The organism is Halomonas sp. ATBC28 (assembly GCF_005937175.1).
Taxonomy (GTDB): Bacteria; Pseudomonadota; Gammaproteobacteria; order Pseudomonadales; family Halomonadaceae; genus Vreelandella; species Vreelandella titanicae.
The window spans coordinates 1-20,915 of record NZ_VCQL01000025.1 but is presented as its reverse complement, the minus strand read 5'-3'; the positions used below and the strand labels follow the sequence as shown (position 1 = coordinate 20,915).

The 20,915-nt window shown below is 55.9% G+C and carries 18 protein-coding genes and 1 pseudogene; 12 read left to right on the top strand and 7 right to left on the bottom strand.

The annotated features are described in order from the left end of the window. Positions 1-20: 20 nt before the first annotated feature. The 7 genes from E0L35_RS21965 (at position 21) to E0L35_RS21935 (ending at position 8,502) form a co-directional block, all read left to right on the top strand. On the top strand, positions 21-1,220 hold the full coding sequence (locus tag E0L35_RS21965) for an ABC transporter permease (RefSeq protein ID WP_039859820.1): 1,200 nt from the start codon (positions 21-23) through the stop codon (positions 1,218-1,220). Then, entirely contained in the window at positions 1,217-2,179 is a 963-nt protein-coding gene (locus E0L35_RS21960) for an ABC transporter ATP-binding protein (protein ID WP_022523315.1), read from the top strand. Before E0L35_RS21965 ends, E0L35_RS21960 begins: the two co-directional genes overlap by 4 nt. Continuing rightward, on the top strand, positions 2,160-2,945 hold the full coding sequence (locus E0L35_RS21955; RefSeq protein WP_022523316.1) for an ABC transporter permease: 786 nt from the start codon (positions 2,160-2,162) through the stop codon (positions 2,943-2,945). Before E0L35_RS21960 ends, E0L35_RS21955 begins: the two co-directional genes overlap by 20 nt. Before the next feature lie 182 nt (positions 2,946-3,127). Further along, positions 3,128-4,330, top strand: coding sequence for a thiamine pyrophosphate-dependent dehydrogenase E1 component subunit alpha (locus E0L35_RS21950; RefSeq protein ID WP_027959577.1), 1,203 nt, complete (start codon positions 3,128-3,130; stop codon positions 4,328-4,330). A 1-nt stretch (position 4,331) separates the two neighbouring features. Next, positions 4,332-5,309: a transketolase C-terminal domain-containing protein gene (locus tag E0L35_RS21945; protein ID WP_009287805.1), complete on the top strand. Its 978-nt coding sequence runs from the start codon at positions 4,332-4,334 to the stop codon at positions 5,307-5,309. Positions 5,310-5,347: 38 nt separating this feature from the next. After that, positions 5,348-6,643 (top strand): 2-oxo acid dehydrogenase subunit E2, encoded by a 1,296-nt coding sequence (locus tag E0L35_RS21940; RefSeq protein WP_138801430.1) that lies wholly within the window; start codon positions 5,348-5,350, stop codon positions 6,641-6,643. Positions 6,644-6,654: 11 nt separating this feature from the next. Further along, on the top strand, positions 6,655-8,502 hold the full coding sequence (locus E0L35_RS21935) for a phosphotransferase (RefSeq protein ID WP_138801429.1): 1,848 nt from the start codon (positions 6,655-6,657) through the stop codon (positions 8,500-8,502). A gap of 39 nt (positions 8,503-8,541) precedes the next feature. Here the strand turns inward: E0L35_RS21935 and E0L35_RS21930 are convergent, their stop codons facing one another. The 7 genes from E0L35_RS21930 to E0L35_RS21900 form a co-directional block, all read right to left on the bottom strand. Then, positions 8,542-9,159, bottom strand: a complete 618-nt coding sequence (locus E0L35_RS21930; protein ID WP_138801428.1) for an ABC-type transport auxiliary lipoprotein family protein — start codon at positions 9,157-9,159, stop codon at positions 8,542-8,544. After that, positions 9,156-10,097, bottom strand: a complete 942-nt coding sequence (locus tag E0L35_RS21925; protein ID WP_041159455.1) for an MlaD family protein — start codon at positions 10,095-10,097, stop codon at positions 9,156-9,158. Before E0L35_RS21925 ends, E0L35_RS21930 begins: the two co-directional genes overlap by 4 nt. Before the next feature lie 6 nt (positions 10,098-10,103). After that, positions 10,104-10,928: an ATP-binding cassette domain-containing protein gene (locus E0L35_RS21920; protein WP_138801448.1), complete on the bottom strand. Its 825-nt coding sequence runs from the start codon at positions 10,926-10,928 to the stop codon at positions 10,104-10,106. Further along, on the bottom strand, positions 10,928-12,058 hold the full coding sequence (locus E0L35_RS21915; protein ID WP_022523323.1) for an ABC transporter permease: 1,131 nt from the start codon (positions 12,056-12,058) through the stop codon (positions 10,928-10,930). Before E0L35_RS21915 ends, E0L35_RS21920 begins: the two co-directional genes overlap by 1 nt. Before the next feature lie 93 nt (positions 12,059-12,151). Continuing rightward, positions 12,152-12,973, bottom strand: coding sequence for an IclR family transcriptional regulator (locus E0L35_RS21910; protein WP_027959572.1), 822 nt, complete (start codon positions 12,971-12,973; stop codon positions 12,152-12,154). A gap of 102 nt (positions 12,974-13,075) precedes the next feature. Continuing rightward, positions 13,076-14,284: a 3-oxoadipyl-CoA thiolase gene (locus tag E0L35_RS21905; RefSeq protein ID WP_138801427.1), complete on the bottom strand. Its 1,209-nt coding sequence runs from the start codon at positions 14,282-14,284 to the stop codon at positions 13,076-13,078. A 26-nt stretch (positions 14,285-14,310) separates the two neighbouring features. Then, on the bottom strand, positions 14,311-15,834 hold the full coding sequence (locus E0L35_RS21900; RefSeq protein WP_138801426.1) for a 3-hydroxyacyl-CoA dehydrogenase: 1,524 nt from the start codon (positions 15,832-15,834) through the stop codon (positions 14,311-14,313). Between the two features lie 218 nt (positions 15,835-16,052). Between E0L35_RS21900 and E0L35_RS21895 the strand changes: the two genes are divergently transcribed. The 5 genes and pseudogenes from E0L35_RS21895 to E0L35_RS21875 form a co-directional block, all read left to right on the top strand. Beyond that, the gene (locus E0L35_RS21895) at positions 16,053-17,204 is read left to right on the top strand and encodes an acyl-CoA dehydrogenase family protein (RefSeq protein WP_138801425.1); all 1,152 of its coding nucleotides are present in this window, start codon (positions 16,053-16,055) and stop codon (positions 17,202-17,204) included. Continuing rightward, the gene (locus tag E0L35_RS21890) at positions 17,204-18,805 is read left to right on the top strand and encodes a class I adenylate-forming enzyme family protein (protein ID WP_138801424.1); all 1,602 of its coding nucleotides are present in this window, start codon (positions 17,204-17,206) and stop codon (positions 18,803-18,805) included. The genes E0L35_RS21895 and E0L35_RS21890 overlap by 1 nt, the downstream gene beginning before the upstream one ends. After that, positions 18,802-19,272: a PaaI family thioesterase gene (locus E0L35_RS21885; protein ID WP_138801423.1), complete on the top strand. Its 471-nt coding sequence runs from the start codon at positions 18,802-18,804 to the stop codon at positions 19,270-19,272. The genes E0L35_RS21890 and E0L35_RS21885 overlap by 4 nt, the downstream gene beginning before the upstream one ends. Further along, positions 19,269-20,657 (top strand): hypothetical protein, encoded by a 1,389-nt coding sequence (locus E0L35_RS21880; RefSeq protein ID WP_138801422.1) that lies wholly within the window; start codon positions 19,269-19,271, stop codon positions 20,655-20,657. The genes E0L35_RS21885 and E0L35_RS21880 overlap by 4 nt, the downstream gene beginning before the upstream one ends. A 132-nt stretch (positions 20,658-20,789) precedes the next feature. Beyond that, positions 20,790-20,915: pseudogene (locus E0L35_RS21875) on the top strand (electron transfer flavoprotein subunit beta/FixA family protein); the annotation flags it as partial.

Here is a 20,915-nt window from a genome sequence, read left to right as displayed (position 1 = left end):
ACGCTCGGGATAACTAATTAATGTCGTTGATGGATGCACTGCCCACCCCGCGGCTTCGTTGGGAAGGGTGGCACCCTAACGTTGTGCTCGTTAGCCTGAGCCTTATTATGCTGGCTGCATTCTGGTTACTTGATGTGGTCAGCATGGCCCCCAACCGGATTGTGTTAGGGACGGGGCATGGCGCACTGGAGGCTTTTGGCTGGCCAGGTGCGCTATTGGCAACGCTATTGCTCTCCTTTATCGGTATTCTCGCGTGCCAGCCAACCCATCGTCACTACCGAGCGCTGTTAGCGGCGGTGATAGTGATCATGGCGCTAATGCCAGTGGGGTTGATGGCGAGCAGCTATTTACTGATTGACCCTGAGATGCCTCAAGCGCGTTTAGGCATGGGAGCGGCGTATTGGGTTGTTCTGTTTGTACTGCTGCTGTGTTTAGTAGAACTACGCTTGCGCTTAAACCTCACGCGGGTATGGCCCACGCTATTGCTATGTGGTGTCGCGCTGATGTGGTGGCTCTGTGCAGCTTTTGGGCTGGAAACGCTTGCCCTCGTTCAAGAATTTAAAGCCCGTGATCAACAGTTTCTAAGCGCCGTCGCGCAGCACATTAAGCTGGTCAGTATCGCCGTCAGTGTCAGCATTGTGCTTGGGCTGGCACTTGCCATGCTGATGCGCCGCTATGCCCGGCTGCAGAAGGGCGCGTTTGCTGTGCTCAATTTTCTTCAAACCATTCCCAGTTTGGCGCTATTCGGTCTACTGCTGGCGCCGCTAGCCTGGCTTGCCACCAACGTGCCTTTTTTAGCCCAGCTTGGCGTTAGCGGTATTGGCACTACGCCCGCCTTAATTGCACTGATTGGCTACAGCCTGCTGCCCATTGTGCGCAACACCTATACCGCGCTTGAACAAGTCAGTCCCGATACATTAGAAGCCGCCAAAGGCATGGGCATGCGTGCCGGGCAGCGTTTTTGGCAGGTGCGGTTACCGCTGGCGCTGCCGGTGCTGTTGGAAGGGGTGAGAATTACCACTGTTCAGGCCATTGGGCTTACCGCCGTTGCCGCTCTGATTGGTGCGGGCGGGTTAGGTACTTTTATTTTTCAAGGCTTAGGTCAGGCCGCCATGGATATGGTGCTGCTTGGCGCACTGCCTATTTTAATGCTGGCTCTGGTGGTGGATGCGGGCTTAGGTGCCTTGGCAGAAGCGCTGCGCCCCGGAGGAACAAGATGATCGAACTATCCCACGTATCCAAGCGGTTTGGGGATGAAACCGCGGTGGACGATATTTCTCTACGGGTGGCGAAGGGTAAATTCTGTGCGTTAGTGGGTACCTCGGGCTGTGGTAAATCGACCACCTTGCGCATGATCAATCGCTTAATTGAGCACAGCGAAGGCGACATCATCCTCGATGGGCAGGCGATAGACGCGTATGACCCTGTAAAACTACGTCGCCGGATTGGCTATGTGATACAGCACACCGGGCTGTTTCCCCACTGGAACGTTGCGCGCAACATCGGTCTGGTGCCACGGTTATTGAAGTGGTCAGCAACGGACGTCCAGTCACGGGTGGCCGAGCTAATGCATTTGCTCGGTTTGCCAGTGGATGAGTTTGGGCATAAATACCCGCATCAGCTTTCAGGGGGGCAGGCGCAGCGAGTGGGTGTTGCGCGTGCCCTGGCGGCAGACCCGGATATTTTGTTGATGGATGAACCCTTCGGCGCGCTTGATCCTATTACCCGTGAAAAGCTACAGGATGAGCTGGCCAAGCTACAAGCACGGCTGCATAAAACCGTAGTGTTTGTGACCCATGATATGGATGAAGCGCTTAAGCTGGCGGATCACTTAGTGGTGATGCGCGAAGGTCGAATCGTGCAACAAGGTTCACCGCTGGCGCTATTACAAAGCCCTGCCGACCCTTTTGTCGAGTCGCTTTTAGGTGGGCTGGAAAGAGGCCTTAAACAAGCCGCGTTAACCCGTGTGAAAGATCATATGACCTCTATGGGGCCTACCTTGCCCGCGCAGTCGCGCATCCCTGGGACTTTCTCGCTACGTCAGGCGCTTTCCATGATGCTGCGCGATCATAGCGACCGGTTGACCGTTGTTGACCAACATGATGTGCCGGTCGGTGAGCTATCGTTGCGGAGAATTATCAAGGAGGCTCAACTGGACAATGGAAACCCGCGTGAGTAACTCGCTAAGCGTCGCCCAGCCCCACAAAAAAGCCCCACAATGGCTATGGCCACTGTTTTGGGGGGCGCTGCTAATGATGAGCGTCTTTGCCATGTCGGCTGCCGAGCCCCTATTTCGCTGGATTGAGCCCGATGCCCGGCAAGTCATCTACGATCGCGCCGGTTTTGTCACTTTGCTAGGCCGCCACCTCTTTGTCGTCGGCATTGCAGCGGTGGTGACCATTATCGTGGGAGTCGCGGCGGGTATCGCCGTTACCCGCAGGTGGGGGAGTGATTTTCTACCACTGGTGGCCCAGTTGGCATCACTAGGGCAAACGTTTCCTCCAGTGGCGGTTCTGGCGCTGGCGGTACCCGTTCTGGGGTTTGGCACCTTGCCCATTATTGTCGCTTTAATGCTCTACGGGCTATTGCCTATCGTGCGCAATACTCTTGCTGGTTTGCAGGGCGTCGAAGGCGATATTAAAACGGCTGCTCACGCTATGGGCATGAAGCCAACGCAAATCCTGTGTCAAGTTGAGCTCCCTCTGGCAGCACCGGTCATTCTGGCGGGCATCCGAACCTCGGTGACCATCAATATTGCCACTGCCGCGTTAGGGGCTACCGTGGGAGCAAGTAACCTTGGTGACCCGATTATCTCCGGCATCGTGAACGGCAATATGGCCTATGTGGTTCAAGGGGCGCTGACCATTGCATTGTTGGCCCTGACGATTGATAGCTTGTTCGAAGTGTTGCAGCGTCAACTACGTGCGCGTATCTCTGATGACTGATTTTTCTGCGTTTTAACCTCTCTGCATCTTAAGTAGCATCCCTAAAGTCCTTGCGCTGCGTTATTGTCCTAAATGTTGTGGTAGATAGATGTTGCGTTGACCTATGACAGATAAATCCACTGGCATAAACGGTCAATACCAACAACACTGCCCTCAAAAGGGGCAAAACAAGGACAATAATGATGACACAGTACGTACACCAGCCGGACTTCATGACCGGCGACGAATTTTCAATTCCTACTTTCAGCCTGCTTAACCCAGAAGGTGAGCTGCATAGCGACGCTGATGAGCCCGCGCTTGAGCGTGATCACGCCCGGCGTATCTATCAGGCGATGCTGGCCACGCGTATTCTCGATGAACGTATGATGGCTGCTCAGCGCCAGGGGCGGTTGAGCTTTTATATGCAGTGTACCGGGGAAGAGGCCGCTGTAGTGGGCGCCACTGCTGCGCTAAATGACGCCGATATGATTATGGCGCAGTACCGCGAGCAGGGCGCTTTAATGTATCGCGGCTTCTCGATCGACGAATTCATGAATCAGCTGTTCGGCAACGAGCTGGACTACGGCAAAGGCCGCCAAATGCCGATTCACTATGGGTCGCGCAAGCTGCACTACATGACCATCTCGTCCCCCTTAGCGACTCAGATTCCTCAGGCCACGGGCTACGCCTACGGCCAAAAATTGGCTGGTAACGGTCACTGCACGTTAACGTTTTTTGGTGAAGGCGCTGCCTCCGAGGGTGATTTCCACGCCGCGCTGAATATGGCCTCAGTGCATCAGGTGCCGGTGATTTTCTTCTGCCGTAATAATGGCTATGCCATTTCCACGCCTGCCGTCGAGCAGTTTGCCGCCGACGGTATCGCCCCCCGAGCCTTTGGCTACCACATGCACGTGATCCGGGTAGATGGTAACGATGTGCTGGCGGTCTACGAAGCGACGCGGCAGGCACGCAAGATCGCCGTTGAGAAAAATCAGCCGGTATTGATCGAGGCCATGAGCTATCGCCTTGCCGCGCACTCCTCTTCCGACGACCCCTCTGGCTATCGCTCGAAAGATGAGGAGGAGGTGTGGCGCGCCAAAGACCCACTGCTGCGGCTGCAAAAATGGCTCTTGAAGAAACAGTGGTGGAGCGAAGAGGAGGAGGCTACCCAGCAGGAAACCCTGCGCCGTGAAGTACTGGAAACCATGAAGCGGGCTGAGAAGCGCTCATCGCCGCCGCTAGAGAGCCTGATCAGCGATGTGTATGCCGATATAACCCCATCGCTGCAGCGCCAATTCGATCAGTTAAAACGCCATATCCGTCGCTACCCAGAGGCTTATCCCCGCGGGGCGCAGTCGTTGGATTTAGACGTGGGCACCGAGACTGATACTCAGGGAGAGGCGTAACATGGCTACCATGAACATGCTCCAGGCAATTAATAATGCACTGGATATCGCCATGGCAGAGGATGAAAAAGTCATCTGCTTTGGTGAAGATGTGGGTATTTTTGGCGGCGTATTTCGGGCCACCAGTCACCTGCAGGAGAAGTACGGCAAAGCGCGCTGTTTCAATACGCCACTTGTCGAACAGGGCATTATCGGCTTTGCCAATGGCTTGGCGGCCCAGGGCTCGGTGCCTGTGGCAGAAATACAGTTTGCCGACTATATCTTTCCGGCGTTTGACCAGATCGTTAACGAAACCGCCAAGTTCCGGTACCGCTCAGGCGATCTGTTTAACGTTGGTGGTTTGACGATTCGCACTCCTTACGGTGGCGGTATCGCTGGTGGCCTTTATCACTCTCAATCACCGGAAGCTTATTTCACCCATACACCTGGATTAAAGGTGGTGGTGCCGCGCAACCCATACCAGGCTAAAGGGCTACTGCTTGCCGCTATTCGCGACCCGGATCCGGTGCTTTTTCTGGAGCCTAAGCGTCTTTATCGTGCTTCAGTCGGCGAAGTGCCTGAAGAGGATTACCAGCTACCCATTGGCGAAGCCGAAATCACCAAAGAGGGCACGGATATTACCGTGGTGGGCTGGGGCGCGCAGATGGAGGTAATCGGCAAAGCGGTCGAGCTAGCCGAAGAGCAGGGCATCGCCTGTGAAGTGATCGACCTGCGCTCACTGCTGCCCTGGGATGCGGATACGGTGGCTGAATCGGTGTTAAAAACCGGCCGGCTGGTGGTGAGCCATGAAGCCCCGTTAACCGGCGGCTTTGCCGGTGAAATCGCTGCCACTATTCAAGAGCGTTGTTTTCTCTACCTGGAATCGCCCATTGCCCGGGTGACAGGTCTGGATACGCCTTTTCCACTGGTGCTGGAAAAAGAGTATCTGCCTGATCATCTGAAGATTTTTGAAGCGATTCGCGAAAGCGTCAACTTTTAGTGGCTATTAATGCCTAAGTACGCATGGGGAGAAAAACAATGAGCGATTTTTTATTGCCTGATATTGGCGAGGGTATTGTCGAGTGCGAAGTCGTCGAATGGCGCGTCGCTGAAGGCGATCAAATTGAAGAAGACCAGCCTATCGTTGAAGTCATGACCGACAAGGCGCTGGTGGAGATTACCGCCCCCGAAGCCGGTGTGGTGACCAAACTGTATGTGGCCCAGGGCCAAATTGCCAAAGTGCATGCGCCGCTGTATGCCTATCAAGTGGATGGGGATAACCAGGCCGTCGACCAAGTCAGCCAGCAAGCTAACAAGAAAAACAGCGAGGCCGAGTCAGAAGCTGCACAGTCGATTGGCAGTGCAAGTACACAGACGGCAGAGCCGCCTACTGCTAAAGGTACTCTGGCTGCTGGCCCATTATATAACAAGGTGCCAGCCAGCCCCGCCGTTAGACGTCTAGTGCGTGAACACGCTCTACAGCTCACGGAGATCGCTGGCAGCGGCAAAGACGGTCGGGTGCTAAAAGAGGACGTGTTGGCGCATCTTGACCAAGCATCGCAAACAGCAGCCTCATCTAGCCAAACCGTTGTGAACAACCAAACTGTAAAAAAACAAGCCGAAACCCAGGCGCCCAGAGTGGAGCCCCTCCGCGGTGTGCGGGCAGTCATGGCCAAGCGCATGGTCGAGGCAGCCAGCACCATTCCCCATTTTCACTACGGTGAAGAGATCGACGTTACTGCACTGTTGGCGCTGCGGGAGCGCTTGAAGCCGCTGGCCGAGGCTCAGGGCGAACGGCTGACGCTAATGCCGTTTTTTATGAAAGCCATGGCGCTAGCCGTCGCTGAAGAGCCCATCGTTAATGCCCAGTTAAATGCGGCTGGGGATGAGCTGTACTACTACCCTCAGTGCAATATCGGTATGGCGGTGGATAGCAAGACGGGCCTGATGGTGCCCAATGTTAAAAACGTTGAGCGCTTAACCCTGTTGGAAATTGCCCGGGAAGTCGGCCGGCTAACCACCTCGGCGCGGGATGGGCGGGTTGATCAGGCGGATCTAAAAGGCGGCACCATTAGTATTTCCAATATTGGGGCGTTGGGAGGTACCTACGCAGCGCCGATCATTAACGCCCCCGAAGCCGCCATTGTGGCAATTGGTAAAACCCAGTGGCTACCGCGCTTTGATGAGCAGGGCGCGGTGCAGCGCCGGGCGATCATGACCATTACCTGGGCGGGCGATCACCGTTTTATTGACGGTGGTACCATTGCGCGTTTCTGTAATGTCTGGAAGGGCTTTCTCGAAGCCCCTGAAACCATGCTGCTTCACTTGGGCTAGCAAGGCGACTTATGTCCCAGGCACCGCTTCAGCAGTTTTATATACCTGAAGAGCAGTCGGTCTATCTGCTGAGCCATCACGATGCCCGTAAGCTTAAAGACTGGGTGGCGCTATGCCAGGCGCAGCTCTCCCAGTTGGGCTATCAGGGCATCGAACTCATTGGTAAGGGCGCCTACGGTTTTGTATTTGCCGGCAGCACCGTCCACCAAGGCGCTAAAGCGCATTATGTCTTTAAATTCTCTCGCATTACTCTACCTGTGCACTTGCAGGAGCGCCTCGAAGAAGAGGCGTTTATGCTGGAACAGGTGTCCCATCCACGCATTCCAGGTCTTATTGCTTACCAGCGCTCCCGGGGGCAGTCCATTCTGGTAATGGAGCGCGCCCCCGGCTGGAATTTAGAGCAGGTATCGCTTAAGCAGGGGCGCCTCTCTCCACGCTTGATTGTGCGCATTGCGGCGCAGTTGGCCGACATCCTGCTTGCCCTGCGGCGGGAGTCAGGGTCCCAGGCACGTCCGGTGGTGCATGGCGATATTAAGCCTTCTAACTTGGTGTATGACGCCGAGCAGGAGTCTATTGCGTTAATCGACTGGGGCTCATCGGTATTTGCCCAACTAGACGCGCAACTGCAGTTTGTGGGCGCCAACGTGATGGAGCTGATGTCGGACAATTTGCAGCAAACCAATGCCCGCCTGGGCGATGTTTACTTTATCGGCGAAGAGCAGTTGAACGGCGCACTGTCATCGCCGCGATTCGACGAGCAGGGCGCGGCGGGTACCCTGTATGCGCTGGCGTCGGCGCAGTCGTGTCGATTTGGCCATCGGGCGATTCCCGCCAGTTCGCTGGGGTTGCCGATGGAGTTTGCCCGCACCCTGGATGGCATGCTCGACCCCGACCCTCAGGTACGGCGCAAAGCGGGCGACTACTTTTTAAAAAACATGCCGCGAATGGCCAGGGTAGTAATGATCGATCTGCCCACATCGCTCAGTGTCCCGCTGGTACCGGTATGGGCGCGTCCTGCGCATCAGGAGATCGATACCGTGGTATATAGCTCGCGCAAAGCCTTTCTACGCGAAGCGAATGCACAGGAAACCCTGAATGATGTCAATGATGTGCAGTTAGACCGCTACTACAAGCAGTTTATGCAGGGTATGGGGGAAACCGAAAAAGCCTTTTTGGCGTCGGTGAGCCGCCTGGGCAAATATCCGGTAGTGGGGGGCTTGGCGGTACGCTGGGAGCGTGAGGGTGTGTATATCGATTCGTCGTTAAATTTACACGACCCTACGCTGAAGCCCGCCTTTATTGAAGCGGTCAATAATATGGTGCACTTGGCGCGGGCGATTCATCGTCAGGGCGTGTTTAAAAGCTGCTTGTTTAATGCCCGCCAAACACTGCACTTAGAACGTACTTCCGTGGATGAAGCCTTCGTAAGCGAACCCAGCATGGCGATAGGCTATGAGTTGAGCGCAGTACCGGAGCTTGAAGATCGCACCCGTCAGCACAGCTACTTCGAAGATGGCCCCGACCCAGAAGAGCTATTGGTGCTGCCCGAGGCGATTATGCATGTGCTGCAGCAGCTCAATGACATTCACCATACCGGCATGATCATTTTTGAAGCGCTGCCACAACACCTCAAAATACATAGCTACTATCGTCTGCTGGATCCGGCTCGAGAGGACGAGTTCCGCACGCTGCTGGCGCGCATTCTCGCCTCGGTAGACCAAATCGAGGGCCTAGGCGTCTCGGGCTACATGAAAATGCCCTACAAGGACACTCGCTACTTTGCGCATCTGGAAAGCCAGCCAGAGCGCTACTACCCCCGCGACCCGCGGGAGTATGTCCGAAGGGCAACAACGTCCTAATTACACGGCTTAGTTAGGTCTGGTTTAGTCCGTTCTAGCTTAGTCAATGGTGGCTTCCTGCTGATTGGCCAGCCAGTTGACCAGCTGCTCAGTAAGTTCGTCGCTAGCAGCACCAAATGCATCAACCACATCAGGAATATCGGTGCTTATAGATTGCGCGCTGGTGGTAAAGCTCTGAGTAGCGATTGAAGCGCGGTTTTGAGTGCTGACGAGCTGAACATCGAGCTGAACCTTCACCGTGGGCGGACGGGTAGCGTAGTCGCTCTGAAAGTGACGTAGTTCACTCAGTAGCAATAGCTCGGAAGGCAGGCTATCGCTACCCACGCTGGCAAATAGGCGGCTCTGCTGTAACCCAGTGATCAAGCGCGATTGGAGTAAAGCAGGGGCATTCTCTTGCCAGCGGGCAGCTTCGTACACATTAACCACATTACCCTCTGGGTAAACCACAATGCGGTTGCTACTCAGTAAATGCCCCGCCTGTGGGGCCGCCACTGCCAGGCGTTGGCGGGTGGTCATAGAATCTGATGTGACGGGCTGTATATCGCTACTGGGCAGACGATACAGGGTCGCTGGCTCACTTTCGGGCAATATTGAGCAGCCACTGCTGAGTAGCAGCGCAGCGCTAACTAAAGCGATGGCGGTGGAGCGTAATGTCATGGGCGGAACTCCTCTACCTGATCACGGCCCAGGAAAAAGTCTGTTGGGCTCTCCTCTAGCTGGCGGGTAATACGATCCAATGTATCGAGCGTGGAGCGTAGCGAAGAGAGCGCTGGGGCAATATCTTGCGCGCCCTGCAGGCTGCCTTCGATGGCACCAGCGTTAGTTTCCACTAACTGCTCAATGCGTTGAGCTGCCCGGGCCACATCGCGACTCGCATCAGCGGCGCTCTCCATTACCAGCCGGCCATCTTGACGCAGTAGCTGTGTCGCTTCCTGGCTAAGTTCGTCGATGCTGCTAAGCGTGTTAGTTGCCTGGCGAGTGGCTTCGCCGAAAAGCGCCATATTCTGGTCTAGGGCGTTCTGCTGGGCGGCAATCATTTCGGTGATCTGAGCAATGTTGGTTAAAATACTGCCTGCCTGGTCACGGTTATTATCGTCAAACAGTTCGTTGACGTTTTGCAGGATTGAATTGATGTTTTCGATCATATCTTCGCCCTCATCAAACAGCGTAGCGATGGGCGAAGGGTCTGCGTTTATAAACGGTGCTTCGATATTGGTTTGGTCAATTAGCAGTGGGGCTTCAGGGGTGCCGCCGTGAAGTTGCACGGACATGCTGCCGGTGATACTGGCAAAGGCAAGTTTTGCCCGGGTGTCTGTCTTAATCGGTGCGTCATCGTAGACGCGGATATGGGCAATCACTTGCCGAGGGTCATCAGGATTAAGGTTAAGCTCGGTGACGTCCCCCACCTCAATACCGTTATACTGCACTCGGCTGCCGACCGATAAGCCGCTAACGCTGCGCTCAAATAGAATACGATAAGGCTGGTAGCTACGTTCGCCTGCTGCATAGCTCATCCATAGTGCAAACAGCAGCGCGCCAGCGGCAGTGGCCAGCGTGAAGAGACCGATTAAAACGTGATGCGCCCGTGTTTCCATGTGCAGTCACTCCTGGACGTTAGCGTTATTTGAAGAGCCGGTATGAGCACGCTGAGCGGCTCGACCTCGCGGGCCGTGAAAGTAGTCTTGAACCCATTCATCGTCGGTATCCGCCACTTTATCGATGGTATCCACCACCAGCACACGTTTCTGTGAAAGTACCGCGACCCGATCGCAGGCAGCGTAGAGCGTATCCAGGTCATGGGTGACCAGGAAAACGCTGAAACCCAGCGCATCGCGAAGGGTGACCAGCAACTGATCGAAGGCCGCCGCGCCAATAGGGTCAAGCCCCGCCGTGGGCTCATCAAGAAACAGAATGTCAGGATCAAGCGCTAAGGCACGGGCAAGGGCGGCGCGCTTGACCATGCCGCCAGACAGCGACTCAGGAAACTGCAGCGCGGCCTGTGGCGGCAGCCCGACCAACGCTAGCTTTACCCTGGCAAGATGCTCGGCGTCTTCACGGGGTAGCCTGGCGTGTTCAATTAGCGGTAGGGCAATATTTTCTTGCAGGTTCAACGAGCTGAACAGCGCACCGCGTTGAAACAGTACACCAAAGCGCCGCTCTATTTGACTGCGCTGTGCCTCGTTAAGCTCGTTAAGGGTTGTGCCTAGGACTTCAACCGTGCCGTCATTGGGGCGCTTCAAACCAACGATGCTGCGTAACAGCACTGATTTACCGGTACCAGAACCGCCTACAACGCCGAGGATTTCTCCACGTTCAAGGGTTAGGTCTAAGTTTTCGTGAACCACATGAGCGCCAAAGTGGTTCACCAAGCCTCGAACCTTAATGACCGGTAGGTCGTTTTGCTCTGTCGGTTTATCTGAATTGATCACCAGCCCATCTCCATAAAGAATAGCGCGGCGACGGCATCAATCAGAATCACCATAAAAATCGACTGAACGACGCTTGACGTAGTGTGTTCTCCCACCGACTGCGCACTGCCGCTGACCTTAAAGCCTTCAAGGCAGCCGATAACGGCGATCACAAAGGCAAACACCGGTGCTTTGCTAAGCCCTACCAAAAAGTGTGTCACCGATACGTCTTTTTGCAGCGTGGCCATGAACTGGGTAAGTGAAATATCCAGTGACAAAGAGGTGACCATGGCACCACCCGCTAAGCCGCTGAGCATGCCCACAAACGCTAGCATGGGCAGGCTAATTAACATCGCCATTACCCGTGGCAGCACCAAAAGTTCGATAGGATCTAGCCCTTGGGCCTGCAGGGCATCAATCTCTTCATTGGATTTCATGGCGCCGATCTGGGCAGTAAAGGCGCTGGCGGTTCGTCCCGCTAATAAAATTGCAGCAAGCAGAACGCCGAACTCTCGCAAGAATGAGAACGCAACAAGATCGATGGTATAAATCGTGGCGCCAAAATCCTGCAAAACGGTAGCGCCAAGGAAAGCCACAACGGCACCCACCATAAAGGTGAGTAGCGCGACGATGGGTACGGCATTAAGACCGCTCTGCTGAATATGGGCAACGGTGGCCGTTAGGCGCCAGTGGCGTGGCCGCAATGCCAGATGGAATAGGGTAGCCACGACGAGACCAATAAAGGCCAGCAGCTGGCGCTGCTGAGACCAAAGCCCCGCCATGTGTTGGCCCACGCTGGCAAGCGCTTGGCTAATACGCGAATAGGAGGGGGGATCAACGTCAAGCGGCGCTTCCATGGCTTCGGCAATACGCACCAGCAGCGCCTGCTGCTCTTTCGGCAGTTCTGCTGCCCAATCCGCTACCGCCTGTGCTTTCTCAACGCCAATCAGCTCTACAATGAGTATGGCACCGGCGGTATCAAGGCGAGTTATTGCGTCTAACGAAACCGTCGCACCCGTTGGCTTGCCAAGTTCGGTTCGAGTTTCACTGTGATTAAGCGCCGCTTTGATATAGCGGTAATTGGCAAGTGTCCACTCGCCTTTAAGGGTGACTGTTTGATCATGACGCGCTATCCACTCGCTTGGCATCCCCACTCCTCGGCGCTCTTGGTATCGCTGCGCTTGTTTAGAAGTCTATGATGCATTCAAACGGGCGTTAGTTAAAGTCTCCCTAGCTTGAATTTACCTTGCCGAGCGGTTTCTTGGCGCGAGTTCCTGCTTAATCTGATTAGCGACTTCTTTGAGACGTGGGCCTAAGTTATTAACCAAGCGGTCGTGATCCAAGCGCAGGCTGGAGCCGCCGCAGTTAATCGCCATGACCTCGGCGCCATCTTCTAAAATTAGCGGCATCGCCACCGCGCTAATATCGCGCTGCCAATCCTGCTCAGAGAGACAAAAACCGTACTGTGCATAGTCTTTGAAACTCTGTTGTATACCCGCTTCATAACGCGGCCAGTCGCTACCATACTCGCTGGCCAACTCTTGGAGCACCTGCTGGCGCCGTTCGTCAGACAAACCGCATAGCCAGGCACGACCAATGGCGGAAGTGGCAATGGGCAGGCGGGAGCCCGTGTCCAGGCGAATGATTAGCGGGCCATGGCCGTGGCAGGTTTCCAAATAAACCATGTCACTGCGGTCGGCCCCGCCCAGGCTAACGTTACAGTCGGTGGCATCAGCAAATTTCTGCAGATGCGGGCGAGCAATTTCGCGAATGCCCATATTGGCGAGAAAGCGATATCCCAAGGCTAAGACACCTGGCCCAAGGCGGTACTTTTCCAGGTGGGTATTGTGTTGGAGATAGCCCAACTGCGTCAGGGTATAGGTTAAACGTGACACCGTCGGGCGAGGGATACTCGTACGGTTGGAGAGCTCAGCATTGCCTAAATACTCTTCACCTGCGCCAAAGGCGCGCAGTAACTCTAAACCGCGCGCGAGGGCAGTCACAAAGTTACGATCTTTTCCTGGCAACTGCGGGTCGTCAGCATCAGTGTCGGTGGGGTGCATTCAATATCCCAACAATAGGTGGCTTATGGCGCCCAGTATCGCATATCTACTTAGACGCAGCGTTCATGCCTATCAACGAAATAGCGGCTGTTTGACGCTAAATCAGCCGTCCAGACGCTCGATAATTGTGGCAATACCCTGACCGACGCCGATGCACATGGTGACCAACGCGTAGCGCCCACCGGTCGCCTCAAGCTGTCGGAGAGCCGTAAGCGCCAAGCGTGCTCCTGAAGCCCCCAGAGGATGACCAATGGCGATGGCGCCGCCGTTGGCGTTCAAGCGTGGATCATCAACGGAGAGCCCTAACTGCTGCACGCAGCCAAGCACCTGAACGGCAAACGCCTCGTTGATTTCAATTACATCCATCTGCTCAAGGGTAAGCCCTGCACGCGCCAACGCCTTTTGCGAAGCGGGTACTGGCCCCAACCCCATAACCCGCGGTGCAACACCGGCAACGGCGCTGGCGACAATGCGCGCGCGTGGTGCTAGGCCCATACGTTCACCGGCGGCCATGGTGCCGACAATCATGGCAGCGGCGCCGTCATTCAGACCCGAGGCATTGCCGGCGGTGACAATGCCACCCTCAAACAGCGCGCCCAGTTGGGCCAGTTTGTCTTCGCTGCTTTGTGGGCGGGGGTGTTCGTCTTTATCTACCATCAGTGGCGGCTGTTTACGTCCTTGGGGCACCTCTACGCCAAACATCTCGCCGTCGTAAAAGCCTGAGGCCAGCGCTTGGGCGTAGCGGGCCTGAGAGCGGGCGGCAAAGGTGTCGCTTTCATCGCGGCTAATATTCAGGTCGTGGGCAATGTTATCAGCAGTTTCCGGCATGCTGTGGCTGCCGTACTCCTTAGCAATCCAGGGGTTGGGAAAGCGTGAGCCAATCACCGTATCGTACAACGGCTGGTTGCGGGCATAGGGAGAGTCCGCTTTACCCAACACATAAGGTGCACGGGACATGGACTCAACGCCGCCTGCTAAAAACAGCTCGCCTTCACCTAGCCGTGCCGCCCGGGCCGCATCCATCATCGCTGCCAAGCCACTGCCGCAAAGCCGGTTAACGGTTTGCCCTGCCACTTCGATGGGCAGACCTGCCAACAGTGCGCCGTGACGGGCTACGTTGCGGGAGTCTTCCCCCGCTTGGTTGGTGCAGCCTGCCAGCACCTCTTCATAGCTTGCTGGCGCGAATGGGTTGCGGGCTACCAGTGTTTTAAGCGTCAGCCCCAACAGCTCATCTGGGCGAATAGCCGCTAAGCTGCCACCGTGGCGACCAAAAGGGGTACGTAAACCGTCGTAAATATAGGCGTCTTGCATGGTGATGCTCCTTGTTATTGGTAGGGTTAAGCGGCGGTTAACGACATTTGCAGCGCGGCGCGGCGGCGCAGCCAGGGGCTAGGCCGATAGCGTGGGTCGCCGGTGGCCTCAAGCAGGTTGGTCAATATCGTCATGATGCGCGTGGCGCCGTAATGGTCGCCCATGCGTAGCGGGCCGAAGGGGTAGCCCAAACCCAGCTCAACCGCTCGGTCGATAGTCGTGGGTTCTGCCACGCCTTGCTGGGCAATGTCGGCACCGACGTTGACGATGCAGGCAATAATGCGCTGAAGAACGAAGCCGTTGCTGTCCTGCAGAGTACTTACCGGCGTACCGTCATGATTGAGCAGGCTTTGCGCTGCTTGAATGAAAGCGGAGTGGGTGATTGGCGTGGCCATGAGGCTGCGGCGTTTATCGAGCCCTGCGAGCATATCCACCGCTACACACTGCTCAGCGTCTAGCCTCTGGCGCAGGGCGCAGCTAGTGGCATCTTCTCCAAAGGGAGTCAGCAGGCATAGCGCTTGGGCAGTGGGTAGTGGGTCAGTTTCTAATGGCCAGCCCGCCGCATGCACCAGCGCGGTGAGTGCCTTGGCACTTTCGGGGTCTTCCTGGCTAATCCATACCGGGCAAGGTGAGGCAGGCTTGATGACCGGCTCATCCGGCATCTGCTGTTTGCCTTCCACATAGCGGTAAAAGCCTTCGTCGGTTTTACGCCCCAGCAAGCCCGCGGCCAAGCGCTGTCGGGTTAACGGTGAAGGGCGAAAACGCGCTTCTTCATAATACTGGTGATACACCGACTCCATCACGGCGTGGGAAACGTCCAGCCCGGTAAGATCAAGCAGGGTAAAGGGCCCCATCCGGAATCCGCCCTGATCAACCATAATACGGTCAATAGTGGCCGGGTCAGCGACGCTTTCGCCTAACAGTCGCAGCGCTTCAGTGCCGAAGGCACGACCGGCATGGTTAACCAGAAACCCAGGTGTATCGGTGGTTTGGGCCGTAAAGTGGCCCATGGCTTGTCCTAGAGCATTGACCCGCTGAGTCACCTCATCGGTGGTACGCAAGCCAGGGATGACCTCGGCAATCTTCATCAGCGGCACGGGATTAAAGAAGTGAAAGCCAATAACCCGCTCAGGGTGCTGGCAGGCGGCGGCAATGGCCGTGACGGAGAGTGAAGAGGTATTGGTCGCCAACACAGCCTGCTGGCTGAGGATTGCTTCTAAATCGCTAAACAGCCCCTGCTTGGCCTCCAGCTTCTCGACAATGGCTTCCACCACAATATCGCAGGGCGCGAGCGCGGCAAGCTCGCTGGCTTCAATCAACCGTTCACTATAGTGCTGAGCCTGTTCTGCGTTAATGCGCTGCTTTTCGACACTTCTCTGCCATAAGCCATTAATAAAGGCTTTAGCTTCTTGTACGGCACCCTCTTTAACGTCAAAAAGCATGACGTCTAGACCGGCCTGGGCAGCCAACTGTGCGATGCCACGCCCCATGGCACCGGTGCCGACGATGCCAAGCGTGGTAAAGAGGGAAGGTGTTGATTCGCTAGCCATACGCTAAGTCCTCTCTGCAAATGGGTGTATATTTAGTATTGTGATTCTGCATTGCAAAATGGTGTTTCAATTATTGACTGCCATCCTAGGCTATGCAAAAGTGCCTGACAAGAATAGTGGACAATAGTTTTGCTATGCAAAATGCACGCACTGTCCACGCCCAGCGCTACTTCGAATGATAACTCTAACTATAAAACCCGTTACCACCAGGAGCCGTCATGATTCGCGATCCCGAATTGATTAACCAGCTTGTCGATACCATCGCCCGCTTTGTCCGTGAGCGCTTAATTCCTAATGAGGCACGCCTAGCCGAAGAGGATGCGGTGCCCCCGGAAATTCTTGCGGAAATGAAAGAGATGGGGCTTTTCGGGCTATCGATTCCAGAAGAGTACGGCGGTCTAGGCCTGACGATGGAGGAGGAGGCGCTGGTGGCGATGGAGATTGGTAAAACCTCGCCTGCCTTTCGCTCGGTGTTTGGCACTAATAATGGCATTGGCGCCCAGGGTATTTTGATTGATGGTACTGATGAGCAGAAAGCCAAGTATGTGCCACGCTTGGCCACGGGCGAGATTCTTAGCTCGTTCTGTCTCACCGAGCCCGATTCCGGCTCCGACGCCGCCAGCCTGCGCACGACGGCGGTGCGGGATGGCGATGACTATATCTTGAACGGCACCAAGCGCTATATCACCAACGGCCCAGAAGCCGATCTGTTTACCGTAATGGCGCGTACCAACCCAGAGAATAAAGGCGCAGGCGGTATTTCAGCCTTTATCGTCGAAGGTAACACGCCAGGGTTAGTACGCGGGCCTGCGGATAACAAGATGGGCCAGAAGGGCGCCCACACCTGCGATATTATTTTCGACAACTGCCGGGTACCCGCTGAAAATATTATTGGCGGAAAAGAGGGGCAAGGCTTTAAAACGGCGATGAAGGTGCTAGACCGCGGGCGACTGCATATCTCGGCGGTCTGCGTAGGCGTAGCCGAGCGCTTAGTGGAAGAGTCGTTGCGCTACACCATGGAGCGTAAGCAGTTTGGTGCGGCGCTTGCCGAGCACCAACTGATCCAAGCCATGCTGGCGGATAGCAAAACCGAAGCCTATGCAGGCAAAACCATGGTGATGGACGCTGCACGGCGTAAAGACGATGGCGAAAATGTTTCGACACTGGCCTCCTGCTGCAAACTGTTCTGCGCCGAAATGGTTGGCCGGGTAGCAGACCGCGCGGTGCAGGTTCACGGTGGGGCGGGCTACATGTCGGAATACGCGGTTGAGCGTTTCTACCGCGATGTGCGGCTATTTCGTATCTACGAAGGGACTACCCAGATTCAACAAATCGTCATTGCTCGCAACATGGTGCGGGAGGCGTCCTAATGGCTTTATCGGTTTCCTACCAAGCGCCGGACGAGGCTATTTTTGGGCGCCTTGCCAGCGAGCTGGTGGCCGAGCTTCCCGAGCGCCTCAGTACCCGCGTGCTTGAAAATGCCAAACTGCTTGGCGAGCACCCCGCTATCGTGGATGGCAATGTGCGCTGGAGTTATGCGGAGCTTGGCCAAGAGATACACGCTGCCTGTGACTGGTTAAGCGATCTAGGTATTCGTCCCGGCGACCGTATTATGACGGTGAGTGAAAACTGCCGCGCTCTGGTCGTGCTGCTGTTGGCTGCCAGTGAATTGGATGTCTGGGTAGCGATTGTGAACTCGCGCCTGTCAGCACAGGAAGTTGACCTGATTCAGGGCAACTGCCTGCCCCGGCGAGTCTTCTATACCTGTGAAGCATCCCCAGAGGCGTGTCAGCACGCCGAGCGCCACGCGGCTGACTGCTACCAGCACCCTCAGTTGGGTGGGCTGGCCATTTCGAAGCTGTATGACAGCGAGCCCGAGCCGGTCTGCGCGAGCGGCGCCGAACAGGTGGCGGCGATGATCTACACCTCAGGCACCACTGGCACACCTAAAGGCGTCATGCTGACCCATCGTGGCATTCTGTATATTGCCTCAATCTCTGGGGGCATGCGTCATTTAAGCGAAGGGCAGCGGGTCTACGGCGTGCTGCCCATGTCTCATGTGTTTGGCCTCTCTTCGGTATGTATGGGGTCGCTCTATAACGGCGCCTGCCTGTATACCGTGCCGCGCTTCGATGCCGCCCATATGTTGGCGACGCTAAAGCAGGAGCACATTACCGTTCTCCAGGGAGTGCCGGCGATGTATGCCCGGGCGTTAGAGTTTTTAAAACGTGAACAGCGCCCGTTAGAAGCGCCTGATCTAATTTATATGTCAGCAGGAGGTTCACCGTTAGATAGCGACACCAAAGTGCGGGTAGAGGCAGCCTTTGGGCTGACGCTGCATAACGGCTACGGTTTAACCGAGGCCAGCCCTACCATCAGCCAGACCCGCATCGATGACCACCATGCAACTAGCACCGTTGGCCGGGTATTGCCTTTACTTGAGTACCGCCTGGAACCGCTTAGCGACAGCGGAACTGCCGAGCAGCCTGGAGATGAAGTGGGTGAACTATGGGTGCGCGGGCCTAATATTATGAAGGGTTACTTCCGCCAGCCGGAAGCTACCCGCGCCACCCTAACCGAAGATGGTTGGCTCAATACCGGTGATATCGCCAAACTCGATCACCATGACCAACTCTATATTGTAGGGCGTAGCAAAGAGCTGATTATCCGCTCTGGCTTCAATATCTACCCGCCGGATGTGGAAGCGGTGATTAACGAGCACCCTGCGGTAACGCTTACCGCCGTAGTGGGGCGTCAAATCGCCGGTAATGAAGAAGTCGTGGCGTTTGTGCAGTGTGAGCCAGGCGTTGACGTTGATGTGGCGGAGCTAAAGGCGTTTATCGCCGAACGGTTGGCGCCTTACAAACGACCTACTCAAATTGTATTGATGGATACGCTACCTTCCACTGCCAGCGGCAAAATTCTTAAAGGGCGGCTGCGGGATTTAGCCCAGCAGGAGAGCGCCTCATGAGTTCTTCGCAAATACACAGGCCAGATACGCCTCAACAAGCACTTATGGGCTATCACGAGTTGCTAGGTATGCAGGTGGTTGAGTGGCAGCAAGATCGTGCCGTGGTGGAGCTCACTATCGAGCCCAAACATCTAAACCGCAGCGGTAATGTTCACGGCGGCGTATTGGCTTCAATGCTGGATAGCGCTTTAAGCCTTGCCGGTCTGCACTGCGATGTACCGGGCAATATTCGCCGAGGAATGACACTCTCATTAACCACGACCTTTGTGGGCCCTGCCCGGCAAGGTGTGTTGAAGGCAATCGGCACGGTTCGCGGCGGCGGACAGAAAACCTATATGAGCAGCGGTGAGATAGTCGATGAGCAGGGCAGCTTAGTGGCCATGGGAGAAGGCTCCTTTCGGCGTCGCAGTGGCAGTGAATCCACAGAGGGATTTCCAGAAAACAAACCCCGGGAGCCAACTGAGTGAGCCCAGCCCGCCTGCGGGTTTCTCTGTTACTGCTGGTCACCTTGGCAACGCTGTTTCATCTGGTGGTTGGCAGCCTGTTTTGGCAAGCCGTCGGCATTGCCGCGCTGGCGCTCTATCTATTAACGCTTGTTGGCAAGCTAACGCGGATGGCCAAAGGGTTACTGCTAGCCGCGGGGATAGTGTCGCTGCTATCGCTCTGGCACTCGTCGAACCCAGGCCAACTGCTGTTTGAAGCCAGTGGGCGTTTTGCGTTTTTTGCTACCTTTGTGGTGGCGTTGAGCATGCTACGTTTGCCTGCCTACCGTTCACGCCTGGTGCGCCGCTGTGGGCAAAGCATGCTGCTTCAACCGCCTAGCCGCCGCTACCCAATTTTATCGCTCGGTTCAGCACTGTTTGGCATTATTCTCAATATCGGCGTGCTTAACTTGTTTGCTGCCATGATTGAGAAGAGTAACACCCTAGGCGCGGCCCAGGGGCGTGCCTGGGTGCGAGAGGCTCGTCAGCGGCGCATGATGTTGGCGCTGCTGCGCGGGTTTTCACTGGCGCCGCTTATTTCGCCCATGGGTATCGGCGTTGCCGTCGTACTGTCGAGCCTTCCCCAGGTCACTTGGCTTGAGCTTGCGCCGTATATTTTGGGTGCCGCTGTGCTAATTTTTCTGGCCGGATGGGCGGTAGATTTTCTCACCGGCCCGCATCCACCTGCCAATAAAGCCCCGGTAGCTGCTCCTTCGTTACGCCCGCTGGCTCAGTTCAGCGTGTTGCTGCTGGGAATTGTGGCGCTGGTGTTTAGCCTTGCCTGGCTATTAACACTGCGCTTACCCATTGCCGCGCTGTTAGGTGCGCCCACGGGGGCGCTGATTTGGCTTGCCTGGCAGCGGCGCAGGCTTGGCTTCGGCGGGCTGCCTGCAGCGGTTAGCGCGGTGCATCGTCAGTTGCCGTGGCTGCTTTCGCCCAGTGCCAATGAGATCGTGGTGCTAGGGGCGGCGGGCTATTTGGGGCATTTATGCGTTGGGCTGGTGGACACTCAGCAGTTGGCGCCGCTACTAACGGTGTTGAACCCGTGGGGCGCCTTCAATGCCGTGCTGGCGATGCTGATGGTAGTGGGGCTAGCCCAGGTAGGCGTTAATCCTATCGTGACGGTAACGCTGCTGGTGGGGCTGCTACCACAGCTAGCCATTGAGGGGCTAACGCCTGCGCTGATAGGTGCATCGCTGATGGTAGGCTGGGCGCTGGCGCTAATGTCGTCGCCGATGACCGCATCAATGCTGATTTTGTCCCGATTTACCGGTGTACCCGCCACGCGTATCGGCTACCGCTGGAACGGCAGATTTCTGGTCGCCTCGATTCCGCTATTGGCAGCGTGGTTTGTATGGGCACCCTTTTAAAGGGGGGTAAGAATGAGGAAGCGCTTGACCTTTGTGCAGTGTTTTTTTATTGTTCTTTTTATAAAGTGAAACATAATTCTGCTATGCGAAATAATCTAGGTTGAATATTTTTAATCGCCAGGAGCACGCCTTATGAAAGTACTCGTCGCGGTGAAACGCGTCATCGACTATAACGTCAAAATCCGCGTTAAGGCGGATCATTCGGACGTCGATCTTACCAACGTCAAAATGGCCATGAACCCTTTCTGCGAAATTGCC

Coding starts and splice junctions, on each gene's coding strand:
- E0L35_RS21965 (WP_039859820.1), top strand. CDS start 21: ATGTCGTTGATGGATGCACTGCCCACCCCGCGGCTTCGTTGGGAAGGG.
- E0L35_RS21960 (WP_022523315.1), top strand. CDS start 1,217: ATGATCGAACTATCCCACGTATCCAAGCGGTTTGGGGATGAAACCGCG.
- E0L35_RS21955 (WP_022523316.1), top strand. CDS start 2,160: ATGGAAACCCGCGTGAGTAACTCGCTAAGCGTCGCCCAGCCCCACAAA.
- E0L35_RS21950 (WP_027959577.1), top strand. CDS start 3,128: ATGACACAGTACGTACACCAGCCGGACTTCATGACCGGCGACGAATTT.
- E0L35_RS21945 (WP_009287805.1), top strand. CDS start 4,332: ATGGCTACCATGAACATGCTCCAGGCAATTAATAATGCACTGGATATC.
- E0L35_RS21940 (WP_138801430.1), top strand. CDS start 5,348: ATGAGCGATTTTTTATTGCCTGATATTGGCGAGGGTATTGTCGAGTGC.
- E0L35_RS21935 (WP_138801429.1), top strand. CDS start 6,655: ATGTCCCAGGCACCGCTTCAGCAGTTTTATATACCTGAAGAGCAGTCG.
- E0L35_RS21930 (WP_138801428.1), bottom strand. CDS start 9,159: ATGACATTACGCTCCACCGCCATCGCTTTAGTTAGCGCTGCGCTGCTA.
- E0L35_RS21925 (WP_041159455.1), bottom strand. CDS start 10,097: ATGGAAACACGGGCGCATCACGTTTTAATCGGTCTCTTCACGCTGGCC.
- E0L35_RS21915 (WP_022523323.1), bottom strand. CDS start 12,058: ATGCCAAGCGAGTGGATAGCGCGTCATGATCAAACAGTCACCCTTAAA.
- E0L35_RS21910 (WP_027959572.1), bottom strand. CDS start 12,973: ATGCACCCCACCGACACTGATGCTGACGACCCGCAGTTGCCAGGAAAA.
- E0L35_RS21905 (WP_138801427.1), bottom strand. CDS start 14,284: ATGCAAGACGCCTATATTTACGACGGTTTACGTACCCCTTTTGGTCGC.
- E0L35_RS21900 (WP_138801426.1), bottom strand. CDS start 15,834: ATGGCTAGCGAATCAACACCTTCCCTCTTTACCACGCTTGGCATCGTC.
- E0L35_RS21895 (WP_138801425.1), top strand. CDS start 16,053: ATGATTCGCGATCCCGAATTGATTAACCAGCTTGTCGATACCATCGCC.
- E0L35_RS21890 (WP_138801424.1), top strand. CDS start 17,204: ATGGCTTTATCGGTTTCCTACCAAGCGCCGGACGAGGCTATTTTTGGG.
- E0L35_RS21885 (WP_138801423.1), top strand. CDS start 18,802: ATGAGTTCTTCGCAAATACACAGGCCAGATACGCCTCAACAAGCACTT.